This window comes from Pseudovibrio sp. SCP20, from assembly GCF_057774105.1.
This window is the reverse complement of record NZ_JBYMDH010000003.1, coordinates 566627-583780: the sequence shown is the minus strand read 5'-3', so window position 1 is coordinate 583780 and position 17154 is coordinate 566627. Positions and strand designations below refer to the sequence as shown.

The window sequence follows — 17154 nt, the reverse complement described above, 5'->3', positions numbered from 1 at the left end:
TTGGGGACTTGCTGCCAAAGTTGAGAAGCTGGCCTGGCACAAGTGATCTACAATTTTTAGGAAGCCTAAAACAAAAAAGACATCTTGCGGTGCCTTGTCGTCTCGATCTTCGTTTGAAGAGAGATGGTAGCGAGAGAGGGACTTGAACCCCCAACACGCGGATTATGATTCCGCTGCTCTAACCAACTGAGCTACCCCGCCATCCGGTGCGCGGCAAGTATGGCATCTCATTTTCTAGTAGAAGATTTTACTTCAAATATCGTTTGAGTTGAAGTCGATTCTCTTTTACCTCGGTAACGTGACTAGCAACGATAGAATGAGAAATGTCGTTCTCAAAAAATATCTGATTAGATACAGTGTTCTATGAGGCAAGATAGCAACTTTGTAGATGTCGCGATGATTTGTATATTATTGAAATGATTTGCAATGTTAATGGGTTAGTCTAAATCTATTAAGAAATGTAGTGTTGTTGCATTGATCAAAATGTTACACTTCAAACAATATATTAATAATAACTACCGATTTATCACTATTGCAAAATTAACATTGATAATTTAGTCATTGCATGATTTTAATAATCTAAATTTGTTTCAAACTTTATTGGTCAGAGATCATCAAGGGAAAGCAGGGACTTCTGCTTGGCACCTAACTCACTGCTGAGAAGATTTCCGAACTTCTTTGTGGTCTTTGGTCAAAGTTATTGGGGTGTCTCATAATGTTAATTCGCAGCGTTGCTGTTGCAGCTATTTTGACGAGTTTGAGTTCTGTTAGCGCGCATGCTGTTTCATTGCGGGATGCTGTTGATACCGCTGTTCACAGTAACCCAGATATCATTGAGTCCGCTGCAAATCGTCGAGCTAGAGATCAGGAGCTGCGTGCTTCTCAGAGTGCATTCCTTCCAAAACTGAGCGTGAATGCTTCATTCGGTACAGAGCGTTTCCGAAAGGATCACTCAAATACGCCAGAGCACTGGCGCGCTTCAAAGCAAGTCAACTTTGAGGCGGAACAGCTCCTGTTTGACGGTTTTGGTTCGGTTAATGCAATTTATCGGCAAAGTGCACGTGTTGATGGTGCTGCTCTTCGCGTTCTTGAACGTACTGAGGCTGTCGCTCTAGATGCGATTGAAGCTTACATTGACGTGGTGCGCCATCAGGCAATCTTAAAGCGTGCTAAGCAAAATACAGCACTACACCAGAAACTCTATCGAGAGGTGCGTGAGCGCTATGATGGCGGTGAAACTGGTGCTGCCGATCTAGCTCAAGCTCAAGAGCGAGTAGCTGCCACGGAGTTAATTACTTCGAGCGTGAAGAAGTCTCTTCTGGATGCCGTAGCTAAGTATCGCCGTGTAGTTGGAGAACGCCCGCAAAATCTTGCATCGGTTAGTGAAGCTAAATCACCGAGTACTAATCTATCGTCTGCTTTGGCTTTCGCGCACAGACAGAACCCGCTGGTTCTTTCTGCTATGGCAGACACAGACGCAGCTGGTTTCCAACTGGAAGGCACGTCTTCAGCATTTATGCCACGCGTTACCTTGAATGGTTCTGCTTCATTCGGCGATGACGTAGGAGGCTACGATGGTCGAAGTGATGATTACCGTATTATGCTGCGCTTGAAATGGAACCTCTATAACGGTGGTTATGATACCGCGATGCGGGGACGTGCAGTTGAAGAACTGGCAGAAGCGCAAGCACGCATTGATCGTACGCGCCGTGAAACCTCAGAAGCTGTTGAGCGTGCATGGTCGCAAGTCTCTACAACACGCGAGCGTATCACCGCATTGCGCAAGACTGTCTCTGCAAATCGCAAAGTGGTTGATGGCTATCGCCAAGAGTACAATATTGGTCAACGGACTTTGTTGGATGTTTTGAATGCTGAGAATGCCTTGTTCAACAGTCGTATTGATCTCACTTCAGCTGAATATATCTTGAAGTTTTCGACCTACCAACTACAAGGTACAACAGGGAACTTGCTTGCGTACTTTAATATTGCGCCACCTGTAGAAGCGAATGCAAACCGTCGCGACACTGTTTCTGTTTTCCCGCAGTCTAGTGGTTTTGAGATTGAGCCGCTGCGTTAAGGCCTACAGAGTCTTACTGAAAGCCTGAATGAGTTGCAGGGAGCCTTTATAGGCTCCCTTTTTTCTATGATTGGAATTGTAGCCGATGAGTGACGATAGCCCACAGGCAGAAACACCCAACATCGCAGATCCACTTGTTACGGCGATTAAGTACATTGCGCGGTCCTATGGTAATTATGCATCAGAAGCCGTTGTCCTTGCTGGCCTCCCAACCTCGAATGGACAGCTGCAGATGAAACTGGTGGGGCGTGCTGCTTCAAACTGCGGCATGCGGGCACTTGCAGAAAAGAAGGCGATCAGTTCAATCCCTGCAGTTGCTCTCCCAGCTTTGCTCGTCATGGAAGATTCCAGCCTGCGGGTGCTTATTGCGCTAGAGGAAGATAGCGGCCACGCTGTGTTGGTAGATGCTGCTGCGCCAGATGAGAAGCAGATTATCTCCCTAAAAGCTCTAAAGAAGCTGTACAGTGGGCATGCGGTGTTCTTCAAGCCGGCAACCCAAGCTTCTGAGAACCAAGGGTTAGGGGTTGATCGCCAGGGACATTGGTTCTGGGGGGTAATCGCGAGTTTTTGGAAAGATTATGTCCATGTTGCTTTGGCTGCGTTCGTGATTAACGCTTTGGCGCTTGCGTCTCCCTTGTTCATTATGAACGTGTATGACCGTGTCCTGCCAAACTTTGCCATTCCCACCTTATGGGCACTGGCAAGTGGCGTGCTCCTGGCGCTTGTCTTTGATGCGGTTTTAAAAAGCGCGCGCAGTTCCATCATCAATATGACGGGAAAGCAGGCTGACCTTGCAATTGCCTCGCGAATTTTCTCCCATGCATTAGGGCTGGACCTGCAGAACCGACCGGGATCCACCGGTCAGTTTGCCAACCACATCAAAGAGTTTGAGACCGTACGCGAATTCTTCACGTCTTCCTCGCTCGTTGCGCTCATTGATATGTGCTTCATCGGCCTGTTTGTGTTTGTGCTCTTCATCATTGTTGGCCCAATCGCATATGTGCCTTTGGCGGCGATCCCTGTTGTCATTCTCATCAATCTGTTTGTACAACCGGGGTTGGCTGGGTCTGTTGAACAAGCCAACCAAGAAAGCTCGCTACGTCATTCCGTGCTAGTTGAAAGTGTAGCCAACATTGATACGATCCGTGCACTGAATGCTGAAAGCATCATGCAAACAAAGTGGGAGCGTTCAGTTGCGGCAAGTGCAACGGCGATCCTTAAAGGGCGTTACTGGTCTACACTTGCGCAATCTCTGACAGGGTTGGCACAAGCACTGGTGTCTATCTGTATTGTAATCTGGGGCGTTTATTTGGTGGGCGAGGGCATCGTCAACATGGGCGGGCTCATCGCTGCGATGATGCTCAGCGGTCGTGTTCTCGCACCTCTATCCTCTATCGCGAACACGTTGACCCGACTGCGGCAAACCATGCACTCCTACAAAATGCTCGCAAACATGATGGATTTGCCTGCTGAGCGAAGTGCCGGACGCACTTATGTGAACAGCCAGATCCAATCTGGTAGCATCACCTATGAGAAGGTGAGTTTCCGTTATCCCAAAGCTGCAGAAGATTCCCTCAAGAATGTTAGCTTCACCATTAGGCCGGGCGAAACAATTGGTTTGATTGGACGCGTTGGCGCTGGCAAGTCAACAATCGGTAGGCTGTTGTGTGGTCTATATACGCCCGCCGATGGATCGGTGCTGGTCGATGGTATTGATACACGCCAGTACGACCCTGCTGACCTGCGTGATGGTGTCGGTTTCCTGTCTCAGGACAATGTGTTGTTTACGGGCACATTGCGCGAAAACATCATTGTCGGCCGTCCTCAAGCAACGAATGAAGAAGTGATGCGCGCCGCCCATATTTCTGGCGTGGAGGACTTTGCTGCTACGCACCCGCATGGGTTTGATATGCAGGTGGGGGAAGGCGGGCGCCTGCTCTCTGGCGGACAAAAACAATGCGTTGCTCTGGCGCGTATGCTGCTGCGTAGGCCAAGAGTGTTGTTCCTTGACGAGCCGTCGAGCCAACTGGATACAACCTCCGAACGCCGATTGCTACAACGCCTTTCTGAGTTCAATAGCGCGGAAACTACCGTCATCATCAGTACGCACCGCACATCCTTGTTACAGCTTACCGATAGGCTCATTGCACTTGATCGTGGCCAGTTGGTTGCCGATGGGCCGCGTGAGCTAGTGATTGCAAAACTTCAGGAGATGGGTGCTCAGCAAGCAGCTGTGCGCAGTCGTCAGGTTGCTGAGGAGGCGCAGTGATGAACAATTGGGATTACGCAACAGACATTCGTGCCAGTTTGCAAACACGTCCCCCACGTGCCGCAACAAACATCGTAGTATTGGTGTTCATTGTTCTCATCTCAGGTTTTCTTTGGGCTTCGCAAGCAGAGCTTGAGGAGGTTACCCGAGGCGATGGGCGCGTTGTTCCATCGCGGCAAGTACAAGTGGTGCAGGCGCCAGAAAGTGGGATCGTAAAGGACCTTCTGGTTGAAGAAGGGCAGGTTATCGAAAAAGGGGATGTTGTTGTCCGGGTGGATGACACCAACTTCTCTGCTCAACTGGGCGAGATAAATCAACGTCGCTGGGGGTTATGGGCGCGTGCATCCCGGCTTGAGGCAGAGGCCAATGGCACACCACTTGCTTTTGCTGGTGAGCTGAAGGAAGCCGCTGTGGGGCTGATCTTCGAGGAGCAGCAGGTTTATCAGGCACGCAAGGCCCAACTTGATAGCGAGATTTCTCTCCTTGAAACTCAACGCTTTCAACGCGAGCAAGAGCTGGAAGAGTTAGCTGCTGGAAAGCGCAAAACTGAAGCAGTGTTAGCCACGTTGACGCGAGAAGTTGAGATCAACGAACGTCTGTTCAAACGCAAGGTATTGCCAGAGATTGAGTTCTTACGTTTGAAGCGTCAGCTTGATGAGATGGCCGGCAGCTTGCAGGTTACTGAGGCTTCTATTCGGCGTGTCATGTCAGCTGGTCGTGAAGCGGAAGAGCGGATCGCGAACGCTTCAAAGACATTCCATGCAAAAGCTCGTCAGGAGCTTGCAGCTACCCGTGCTGAACTAGCTGTAATTGAGGAAACGCTTAGGGCAGCGAAGGATCGTGTACGCCGTACAGACTTGACTGCTCCGGTGTATGGCGTGGTGAACAAGCTCAATATCTCAACCATTGGGGCGGTCGTGCAGGGCGGTGAACCGCTTATTGAAATCGTACCGCTTGAAGATACCTTGCTGATTGAGGCACAAATTCGCCCGCAGGATGTTGCGTTCTTGCGCCCTGGCCAGGATGTTACGGTTAAGATCTCCGCCTATGATTTCTCAATTTACGGTGGTTTGAGCGGGAAGTTGGAGCGAATTGCCGCCGATACTGTGGAAGACGAGAAGGGAAACCGGTTCTTCAAAGTCTCTGTTCGCACCGATAAAAATTACCTTGGAACTGAAGAAGAGCCTCTACCAATCATTCCGGGAATGGTAGCCTCGATCGACATTTTGACAGGCAACAAGACCGTTCTGGATTACCTATTAAAACCAATAAATAAGGTAAGGTCTGAGGCCCTGCGCGAGCGCTAGCCTCCTTCAAAATGCATTGTACATTGTAGAACCTCGCTCCTGTAAAGGGGGCGGGGTTTATTATTGGAAATACTATTTAAATTTGCGCAAATCTCTTTAAAGGTTGTTTACCAGAAGATCGCTGAGTGGTTGGAAACCCTTGAGCATTAACGAGTTTCAAGCGCCGTTGGACTACAACTTAAAGTCAGAAAACGACTAGCGCTTGCACCTTCTTTGAAGGACCTGACAAGCGCCTGACAAGGGGCGTCAGAATGTATTTTCAACGGCGATCACCTGCCGGCCTAGGCCGTGCGGGAACAGGAAGACTGTGTCTGCGTTTCGGTACAATGGCAGTGGTGAGCCTCCTAGGGCTACCTCTCCTGTTCTCCGGAACTGCAGGTGCGTTTGAGCCAGAACATACACGTTTTTCGGGTGACCAGAACTCTCGCATTGTCGCGTCTGTTCCGGTACCGAAGATCAAGCCAGAAGCAGCACCCTTTGCGACGGCCTCTGCCTACACTGGCTTGCCAAAAACGACCACAAAGCGGATTGCTCCGCTGAATGTGGTGAGTTCAACAGCAGGGCAGGTCATCGATTGGCGGTGGGATACCATATCAAGCCAAATGGAAACCCACCTTGCGGATAAAAACCACTGTCTTAACTCACTTCAAAAGTGCAGTGACCCTGCGTTGAATGTCTGGGTGAACCTCATCAAGTCGGCGAAAAGTAAGCCAAAGTTCAAGCGGTTGGCTTATGTGAATCGTGGCATCAATGCGCTGTTGAGCTACAAGAGTGATCAGTCTATTTGGGGGCAGGCAGACTACTGGGCTTCCCCAATGGATGCTTTGGGACGCAGGCAAGGGGACTGCGAAGACTACGCTATTTTGAAGTATTGGAGTTTGCGTAAGCTTGGCTTAGCAAAGGATGATTTGAAGGTCGTTGCTGTGTTCGATCAACGGACCGGCCAATACCATGCGGTGCTGGATGTGCAGTACAAAGGCGGCTCATACCTCTTGGACAATCGCAGCGGGCGAGTCCTTTTGAAAAGAGACCGACGTAACTATCAATATGTGCACACTGCGGGTAGTGGCAAACCTGCATCAGTACCCGTAAAATTCACACCTTTGTCTCAGCTGGCCAGTAATGCGCAGGCGCGCAACCTACAGTAAGCGCTAAGTTAACTTTGCTTGAATTTCGAGTTGTGCTGTAAGGGGCGAAGAACAGCTCACGCAAAATCCTAATCAAATCTAAATAATAGACTTCAAGTTTTTTCTATAACCTTGACGAAAAGTTTGGGTTAATAGATTACATACTCATAGCTCGACAATCTCTAATAAATAATTAAAATTTAAACTAAAACTAATATAAAATAATCCTAGAGTAGCTTGCATACCAGCTTGATTGCATGAAATGCGCAGAATTCAGCCATTAACGATATTAATAGTACGTTAAATAAATGGTTTGACTTTTAGTGGGATTGGCAATTTTATCGCGATTATATCTAAAATTTTATTTAAATTTGATCGTACCTAGGGTTGCCGAAAAATGTCAGAGCGTACTGGTTCCAACTCCCAAACTGATGTCAATAATCAAGCAGCAGCGGCTGAAGCCCTGAAACTTGCGATAATCGAACGAGGCGCAATCAAAACTGTCATTAAGGCCGAGGGGCAGTCGGTTGATTTCAGCGCAATGCTTGATGCACCGGTATCTCTGTTTCGCGTTGGTGATGCATTGCAGATCGCCTTCGGTGATGGCGGTACGCTGATTGTTGAGGAGTTCTTTGTCGGGGATCCCGCTTCATCTGCGATTGTTCTAAGCGAAGAGCAAACTCTTTCGCTGGAAGAGTTTGGCCGCCTTGTTCAGATTGTCCCGGTGGACCAAATCCAAACCGCATCTGGCGAAGGTGCGCCAATCGCAGGACAATTGGAGACGCCTCAAAGTTCAGGCCAAAACTTTCAAGAAGCTGAAGTTAGTAACCTTGGTGATGGTCTATTTTTCAATGAACTCCTTGGTCCAGAAAATCAAGCGGGGCAACTCGATACGAACCGTGATTTGAATGCTGAAGATGACATTCCAACAGCAGGGGCTGCGGATTCAGGCTTTGTCTCTGAGAACGGCTTGGTAGATGGCGATGAAGTGCTCCCTGTTGCCCGTGGTGGATTAGGTATCGATTTTGGGCAGGACGGACGCGGTTTCGGTAATGGTAATCGTGCTTTGACGTTTGAACTAAGCGCAGAAGGTATCCCGCTGGACGAAGACGGCAATCCTATGCGGTTGACGTCTGATGGCCAAGCGCTCGACTATGAAGTGCGGACTGCTCCAGATGGGTCTCAAACTCTGATTGCAACACGTACAATTGTAATCGATGATGGCGAGAGCGCCGAGATTGTTTTCACTGTGTTGCTGGATGTTCAGCCTGATCAGGACCAACCTGCTGGTGAGTTTGTGTTCACGCTGCATGGCAATCTAGATCATCCGGATCCAGAAGCTGCTGATTTAATCGGATTGAACTTCCAGTTTACCGCCTCTGATCGTGATGGTGACAGTGTTACCTCCAACTTCCTTATCGAAGTGGAGGATGACCTTGTTGAGATCGGAGCGGCGGAAAACGGTAGTGTGCATGAAGATGGCACCATCGAAGACGCAAACGAACAGAATGGCACACTTGCGCAGCAAGACGACAATGATGATTCCACAGACCCATCTAATCCTGCGATCGCCAAAGGTAATCTCAATGTAAGTTGGGGGGCGGACGATGCAGATGCTGACGGAAGTCCCGTATTTGGCGCTGACAGAACACTTAGCTTTAGTGGTCAGAACAGCTCAGGCCCAGTCACAGTTGATGCGCCTGCCGCTGAAACAGAGAGCACTCCTATTCCGCTGAAAGCAAACAATGAGCCGGTGTCGGTCGTGGTCGGTCCCGATGGCGTTCTTTATGGTTACACCGGCGCAAATCCTTATCCTGCAGAGGTTGGTACGCAAAGCCTAGCTGCAGAAACCACATTGATCTTCAAGATCACATTGGATGATGATGGCAGCGGTAGCTATACCTTCGAGCTTTTAGAAAACCTTGATCATTTTGGTGACAATGACGAGACGCTCTCACTGACCTTTGGCTTCACCGCTAAAGACAGCGATGGTGACACTGCAACAAACGAGTTTACGGTTTCTGTTGGTGATGACATCGTCACCATTGATCCAAGCCAGATTGTGGCCGGTTCTGTTGACGAAGAAGGGCTTTCAGGCGGAAACCATGGCGATAGCTATTCTGACAAGGTTGGTGATGCTGCTGATCTTGCTGGTGTGGCGACTAAAACAGCAGGTGCGCTAGGCATCTCCTGGGGTGCAGATAGCGGCAACAGCGTTGAGAGTACCGGTTTAGCGAATGATGGGGAGCCTCAAGATGATGGCAGTGACCGTTCGCTGACATTTGATGAGAAACTGGATGGCAAACGTCCGGACGGTATTACTTCTGACGGTGAGCAGCTTGTCTATTCCTTAAATGATGCTGGGACTGTTCTGACTGCTCACAAAGTAGACACCGATGAGGCCGTTTTCACTGTATCGCTTGATGATACAATCGATAGCGGCAGCTACACCTTTAATTTGCTTGGCAACCTGGATCATCCAAGAGCCAATGAAGAAGACGATCTGGACCTGACCTTTGGTTTTACGGCTAAAGACAGTGATGGCGACACTGCAAGCAGCTCATTCACAGTGACCGTGGATGATGATGCGGTGGCTTTGACCGATGCAAATGTCACACGTACCGTTGATGAAGATAACATTTTCAGTTGGTTCTCATTGGGAACAAGTCCCGATTGGCTTGATTGGGACAAAGATGGTAATTGGACAGAGTTCTTTACCGGTGGATCGGCAGTGGTTGGCGACCTTTCTTCAACGGTGAGTTTTGGCGCGGATGGCCCGCATCCTAGTGACGCATTCACTTTTGTTGCTGATGCAGAGCAAAAGATGAATGCGCTGGGCCTGAAATCAAAAAGTGAAGCTGTTTCCTTTAAGACATTGGATGTGCCAGGCGATTACACTGTCCTAATTGGATTTGTAGATAATGGTACCCTTGGCCTTTCTGAAGACGATAGGCCGGTGGTTACACTGATCCTAAATGAAGATACCGGCAAGTTTGCGGTGCTTCAGTTTGATCAACTGGATCATGTTGATGGGAATGATGATAACACTGCTCTTGTTCATGCTGGTACTGATGAACTAACCGCGATCGACTTTGGCAGCGTGATTCAGGCGCAAGATCAGGACGGCGACACTGTCACACTCGATAACAAGCTTGAGATCACATTTAAAGACGATGTGCCTGAACTGTATGTCAGGCCTACTTTCTTTACTACTGTGCGTGTTGACGAAAACGCTGGCCACCAGCCAGGTGAGTTAAGCGAAAATGAAACTAAAGACATTCTCGAAAATGGGGTGTTCAAAGGACTTCAGGGTGCTTCTGATCCGCACATGGATGCCCCACAGATTGCTCGCGCAGACATCGTACACATTGTCAGAAACGACGGAGCGGACGACACTGCGAGCTTAACGCAGAAGCTTGTGATCACTGATCCAGCATCGAGTGCAGAAGTCACAAGCATCACTACTGATCTGTTCACCACCGAAGGTGAGCCAATCAAGTTGATGGTCGAGAACGGCCTGATTGTTGGACGATCAACCACTTTGGTTGATGATGGTAATGGTCGCGGTGGAACTGTTGAGCAGTTGGGCGATGTGGCTTTTGCTCTTCATTTGGACGCAGACGGTACGGTAACCGTTGTTCAGTACCAATCCTTGTTGCATGCCACCTCTGGAGTGGCTGGTGAGAGAGTGGACTTAGGTGGTTACGTGTCCGCATCCTTCACGCTGACTGATCATGACGGCGATAAAGACACGAAGGTTGCTGCGATTGGAAACAAAATCATCTTCCGTGATGATGCTCCAGAAATCACAAGCTTTACACCTGGCACTGGCTCTCTTTTAGTTGATGAAACGAGTGGTGTCCAAGGTGATGAGATTGATGTACAGCCAGACTCCGACCTTGTGGCTTTGTTTGGCTCTCTTCAAGGGGCACGTGGCGTCGATCCTGAGATGGAAACGATCTACGCGAAGGCAAGTGACTTGATTGCAGAACCTTCTTATGAAGGAGGTGCAGATGGTGCAACGCACAGCATGGAGTTCGTTGATCCTAACGGGGTGAATTCTGGTCTGGACACGACCTCAGGCGCAGACATCACTTTGTACTTGCGAGGTTCTGGGACAGATGCTCGTCCATACTTTGTTGTTGGACAGTTTGTAGAAAATGGCGAGCCACAGATCGCGTTTGCTTTGCACCTTAATGAGCAGAGCGGTGAGGTAAGTTTTGTTCAGTATGTGTCTCTGGATAACATCAACGGAGCTCAGGGTGATGTGCTGACGCTTGCCGATAAACTTAGCGTCAAGCTAACAGTTACTGACGGTGACGGTGATACGGATAGTCGCACGATCAATATCGGCGATAAGATTGTCTTCCATGATGATGACGTTGTCTTAGCTAACTCTGCAGTTACGCGGACAGTTGATGAAAACGATATTGCGACTACTACAGTACTGGGAACTAGCCCGAATGACGGAGCAGCGGACGACGGTTCGATAACCAACGGCAGTGATGGAGCTGCGACTGTTACAGCAAGCTTGGCCAACACCGTTAGCTTTGGTGCAGATGGTGTAAAGGCCGGTGGCGGCTTTAGTTTCTTGCCAATTACGTTAACCTCAGGTGAGGATACCATTGCGAGTGTGCTTGCGGGTGAAAACCTGAAATCTCATGGTCAGACCGTCGAATATAGTCTGGATGGATCGACACTAACTGGTTTTGTAATGGTTGGTGATCCTACCGTTAAAATTGACGTCTTCACATTGGATCTTCAAAATAATGGTGCTGTTGAGTTCAAACTGTTTGACCAGATTGATCATGACTTGCACTCGGGTTCAAAATCCATCGACTTCGGTCAGATCATTGTTGCTACAGATGGCGATGGTGACACCGTCGTCCTTGATGGCAAGTTGAACATCAAAGTGTCCGATGATCAGCCAGTTATTGTTGAGGCGACTAACCTAGTTGAGAATGGTTCTTTTGAACTGCCAGGACTTCTTACAGACCAAAGCCACGCTCACCTAGAAGCGTTGGATGACTGGCAATCGGATTCAGTATTCCGTTACAATGGCGCGGACACCAAGTTTGAGGTCCACCGCAGTATCGATGGCAGTACCGCAAAACATGGTAAGCTGTATCTGGAGCTGGACAAAGCGAATGCTGATGAGACCACTGGGGTGGCAATAGATAACATCTACCAGAACATCGACACTGATGAGGGTGTTGTGTACCAGTTGTCCTTTGCCTTTGCTGATAGAGCTGTGACCCAAGGTGATAGTACGATTGAGGTGTGGTGGAGTGGCACCAAGATCGGTGAAGTAAGTACAAGTTCTACCGATTGGCAACAAGCGACGTTCTTGGTTGTGGGTACAGACAACGCGACAGACAAGCTTGAGTTCCGAGAGGTTTCTTCAGAGAATGATGGTGCTGGCGCATATCTTGATGACGTTCAGCTGGTCGAGGCAATGAACCTTGTACACGAAGCGGATATCGCTTCCGAGCCTGCTACGGTTGAAGGCGATTTGTCGATCCTCTGGGGCACCGATGATGCGAATGCAACTACGGATTCCAAGTATGCAAATGGTAAGTCTCCAAGTGCTCTAGGCACTGACCGGACAATTGAGTTCACACTAGAAAACGGTTCTCCGATTGTTACCAGTGTTGGTGGTGTGTCGCTGAAAGTTGGTAGTGAACTTGTTGAAACAATTGTCGTTGATGGCATCCTTTATGGATATACAGGAACTGCTCCAGTAAACGGAGCTGTTCCTGCAAACAAAGTCTTCACTGTTGAACTGTTCGACGGTGGCGCTGAAGACAGCCACAATAACGGCACTTTCAAGTTTACGCTGCATCAAGAGCTCACCCACAAGGATGCGGACGGTAACCCGATTGACTTCTCCATGCTGGAAATCGGATACACTGCAACCGACAGCGACGGTGATAGCGTCAGCAGTACGTTTACTGTAACGGTGAAAGATGATGTGCCGTCGGCTGGCGAGAGTATTAAGCCTTTTATTGCTGATGAAGAGGGCTTTCATCTAATCGACGGGCATCAACTCGCTTTTGATCTAGGTGCTGATGATGGCGTGAATGGAACAAGCGTTGTTGATGCGGCTTTGGTAACAGGAGACAGTTCATCTGGAGTTGTAAGCAGGTTCATTACGAACGATGTTTCTGACGAACTGACTGTCAACAACGTTCATGTACAGTCAAAAGCCTTCAAGGAAGCTGATGGGCAGATCAAACTCGTTGGGTATACGGGTTCAGAGCCAGCCTCAGCCGATGCAGGTAACATCGTTTTTGTCATTTCCATTCAGCCAGATGGAACATATTCCTTCGATCATATCGTAGCTTTTGATCACCCTGAGAGTGGTTCAGCTAAAAACGAGATCGATATTCGCTTCCGTTACACTGTTGAGGATGCGGATGGCGATCTAGCAACCGGTACTGCTGCAATTACAATTACAGATACTGTACCAACACAGCAAAATGCCGAGACGACGACTGTCTCTGAAGCATCATTTGTAGTAATGGGCGAGAATCTCATCGAAAATGGTTCCTTTGAGGACGTTACCGGCGCCCATGTGCGTGGTGGTACGCCTGGAAAATGGGCGCAGTACAATCCTGCAGACGTGCCAGGCTGGGAAGCGTCTCCAGACTATATCGAAATTCAAGACAGTGGTTTCGACGGTCGTGATGCATTGCATGGTGATAAGTTTCTCGAAGTTGATGCTCGAGCAACTACCAATGGTTCGCGTGATGTTGTTTCGCAGCAGGTGACCACAGAAGCAGGCAAAAACTATTTGCTAGAGTTCTATGTGGCCGCACGTGCAGGGAACGGTGAAGGTGAAACACTTCATGTTCTGTGGAATGACACAGTGGTTGCAACCAGAGTTACTAACACTAGCGATGGCTGGCAGAAAGTCGCTCTTATTGTAACTGGCACTGCCGGACTAGATACTCTGAAGTTTGCTGAGTTAAATACTCAAGACGACCGTTATGGCCTTCTGATTGATAATGTTTCCTTGCGAGAGGTAGTTAGCACCGGTACTCCTGATCCAACCTCGGCAACCGGCTCTCTTGGTATCGAATGGGGAGCTGATGATGGAAACCTGCGTAGTGTAGAGCTGACAGGTGCAGAGCTGCCAAGCAATTTGACGTCAAACGGCATGTCGGTTCTGACGGCAGTGATCGGCGATAAACTGGTTGGTTATGTCGGTGGTGAACCTACTGCGGAAACTGATGGAAACGTAATTTTCGTTGTCTCAGTGGATGCCTCAAAGCCGAATGGTGAATACACATTCGATTTGGTTGGTCGTTTGGATCATGACAATAGTGCCGATGAACAACTGATCTTCAAGTTCACCGCCAAAGACAGTGATGGGGACAGCTTGAGCCAAGATGGTCAGTTCATCGTCAAAGTTGCAGATACAGCGCCATCTGCTCCGCAAGGTGATACAGCATCAGTAGCCGAAGACGGTTCCATCGATATCGATGTACTGCGCAATGACACAGTCGGTGTTGATGGTGCGCAGGTTAAACTTGCTGCGGTTGGCCCAGCAAATGGAATTGTGTCCTTAAACGCTGACGGTACTGTAAACTACACACCGAATGCAGACTTCCATGGCGTGGATTACTTCCATTACTCTCTCGTCGATGCCGAGGGCAATGAAACACCAATTGCGACTGTGACTGTGACTGTGACAGCTGTTAACGATGCTCCGGAAATCACCAATGTTTCAATGGTGAGGACGGTAGATGAAGGCTTCTCCACGACGGATGTGCTGTTCGATGTCAATGCAATCGACATTGATGTGAACGATACGGTAACCTACTCACTAAGCGGTACAGATGCGGGCGCATTCACGATCGACAGTGATGATGGTGAGATCCGGTTCAATACATCGCCAGACTACGAAAATCCGTCTGATGCGAATGACGACAACACCTATTCATTTTCGGTCACAGCCGATGATGGGAATGGTGGCACTGACACAAAGACTGTGACGGTAAATGTCGAAGATATGAACGAAGCCCCTGAGACCACAGAGATTAATCGTGGTTCTGTGACCGAGGACGCAGCTCCTGTCGAGATCGACTTGCTGGCAGGGCAGACTGACCCAGAAAACAACGACTTGTCAGTCGTGAACCTGACGGTAAAAGATCAGAACGGTGTGGATGTAGTTTATTCTATTGATGCCGATGGAAAAATCAGAATCGATCCAGCGCAGTTTGATAGCCTGAATACTGGTCAGCAAGCCGATATTACTATCCGGTATGGCGTGCACGACGGAAACCTCACCACTCAAAATACTGCCACACTGACGGTTACCGGTATTACTGATAACTTTGCGCCTGTGCTTGAGTTTTCGGAAACAGACCCACAGGGTACGATCATTGCATCAGACGACTTTTCATCGCGAAATCTGAGAGGAGGCAGCGGTTGGGAAGAGACTTGGCAGAAAAGAGCATATAACGATGCGGGCTGGAATGGCAGATCTGCTAACAATGATATCTATGTGAACTCCAATGAGAAGCTTTGGGTAACAGATAAGTATTACAACTACGAAAATAGTGATTATTATTCTGGCGATGGTTATGACGCAGCTGCAAGTCGTGAAGTTGATTTGACATCAGTTAGTAAACCCAAAATCAGCTTTGACCTAAAAGCGCACAATTTCGAAAACGGGGATACAGCTGAAGTTGTGATCAGGTGGCAAGACACGAACGGGGATTGGTCAAAAGTTGCGCGACTCATGTTTGTTGATCACAGTGATAAATATGAAGAAGAGGATAACTATAGCTTTGATCTTAGCGACATTGCTGATTACACACCGGGTCCTACGCGCATAGAGTTCGTTGCACATGGCCAAACCATGGAGGCAGGAGACTACCTGCGGATCGATAATGTAGTTGTGTCTGGCGAAGGTGCTCCGCTTGACCCAACACAGCACAGTGCGACTTATTCCTTTGATGCAGCTGGTGTTGGCATTACGAGGCAAGCCAATATCTCCGATCAAGATGGTGACGAGATCAAAGGCGCAACGATCACGCTTACCAACCATCAAGTTGGAGATTCTTTGATATACACCGCGCAAGGAGCATATGCAGGGATCGCTGGTAGCTTAGCCGTAAACGGTGCGGGTGAACTTGTTCTATCACTTTCCGGAGCAGCCTCGAGTTCAGTCTATCAAGAAGCGTTGGACTCCATTCGGTTCCATACAATTTCTGATCAGATTGATACTCCTCGCAATATAAGTGTGACTGTATCGGATGGCGTTGCTGACTCCGCTGCAATAACAACCACATTGATGTTCGACTATGATGCATATGCTGAAAAATCTGGGAACGGTTACCTCATCGGTACGTCGCAACCTAACCTTCTTATTGGTGGTGACGGTAACGATTATCTTTATGGACAAGACTATAATGACGTGTTGTTTGGCGGAGGGGGAGATGACCGGCTGAGGGGATATAATGGCGACGATGTTTTGTTCGGCGGTTCAGGCCGGGATAATCTGTACGGCCATTCTGGCGATGATGTTTTAAATGGCGGCAGAGGTAGTGATAGGCTGTACGGTGGTAGCGGTGACAATATCCTCAATGGTGGTGCTGGTGCTGACTATTTGGAAAGCTATAGTGGGGATAATAGCGATACGTTTGTCTTCGATACTCTGGATTACAGTGTTGATGAAATCGTCGGCTTCGATCACACAACTTATGACGGAGAACCTGCTGACGAAACTGATCAACTCGACATCTCCGCTCTTTTGGATGACGCATTCGGTGACCATGGCGGCAGTGTCGATGCAGATGAAGCCAGCAATTACGTGAAGATCGTGCATAACAACTCTAACGGTAGCGATCTATTCGTTGACACTGATGGTGCCGACAATGGCGAGAACTGGGTTAAAGTTGCACAGCTCAATGGCGTTCGTGACAATGGCGGATATCAGGACACTGTACGGATTGTGTTGGATGAGGATGGCACAACAGCGGATGTGAACATTCTGGTCGCCTAGTCTTTACATCGAGACATAAAACAAAAAGACCCTCGGCCTAGGCTGAGGGTTTTCATTGAAGCTTAGGAGGCACGTGGCTTTTGATGGATCCGCCTGCTCTGTGCTGCCTTACGTATCTGTTTCTGTTTGTTTCAGCTGGATATATAGAAGCCGTGTCGCGCGAGCGCGGTTGAGGAGAAACAGTCGATCGTTAGCGAGTTTGTATTTTAAACGGGCTTTGTTTGATACTGCATAGAAACACTATCAGGATTGCCCCGAAATTTTAAGACAGTTCCGGAAGTTGCTCATCTCATCAAGATTGGTTTGTTCAATGGCGGAGCGTAAAGCTTCCTAGAAATTTGTTTCATGATCAAATGCCCAAG

Annotated in this window: 5 protein-coding genes and 1 tRNA gene; 5 read left to right on the top strand and 1 reads right to left on the bottom strand. The window is 48.6% G+C overall.

The window, feature by feature from the left end:
• Positions 1 to 124: 124 nt before the first annotated feature.
• A tRNA-Met gene (locus AC3CB2_RS15270) sits at positions 125 to 201 on the bottom strand.
• A 514-nt stretch (positions 202 to 715) separates the two neighbouring features.
• Here AC3CB2_RS15270 and AC3CB2_RS15265 point away from each other — a divergent pair.
• The 5 genes from AC3CB2_RS15265 (at position 716) to AC3CB2_RS15245 (ending at position 16792) form a co-directional block, all read left to right on the top strand.
• Positions 716 to 2077 (top strand): TolC family outer membrane protein, encoded by a 1362-nt coding sequence (locus tag AC3CB2_RS15265; protein WP_352933921.1) that lies wholly within the window; start codon positions 716 to 718, stop codon positions 2075 to 2077.
• An 85-nt stretch (positions 2078 to 2162) separates the two neighbouring features.
• On the top strand, positions 2163 to 4346 hold the full coding sequence (locus AC3CB2_RS15260) for a type I secretion system permease/ATPase (protein WP_352933917.1): 2184 nt from the start codon (positions 2163 to 2165) through the stop codon (positions 4344 to 4346).
• On the top strand, positions 4346 to 5653 hold the full coding sequence (locus tag AC3CB2_RS15255; RefSeq protein ID WP_352933914.1) for an HlyD family type I secretion periplasmic adaptor subunit: 1308 nt from the start codon (positions 4346 to 4348) through the stop codon (positions 5651 to 5653). Before AC3CB2_RS15260 ends, AC3CB2_RS15255 begins: the two co-directional genes overlap by 1 nt.
• Positions 5654 to 5904: 251 nt before the next feature.
• Positions 5905 to 6801 (top strand): transglutaminase-like cysteine peptidase, encoded by an 897-nt coding sequence (locus AC3CB2_RS15250; protein WP_352933911.1) that lies wholly within the window; start codon positions 5905 to 5907, stop codon positions 6799 to 6801.
• A 376-nt stretch (positions 6802 to 7177) separates the two neighbouring features.
• On the top strand, positions 7178 to 16792 hold the full coding sequence (locus AC3CB2_RS15245; RefSeq protein ID WP_352933908.1) for a T1SS-143 repeat domain-containing protein: 9615 nt from the start codon (positions 7178 to 7180) through the stop codon (positions 16790 to 16792).
• Positions 16793 to 17154 lie beyond the last annotated feature (362 nt).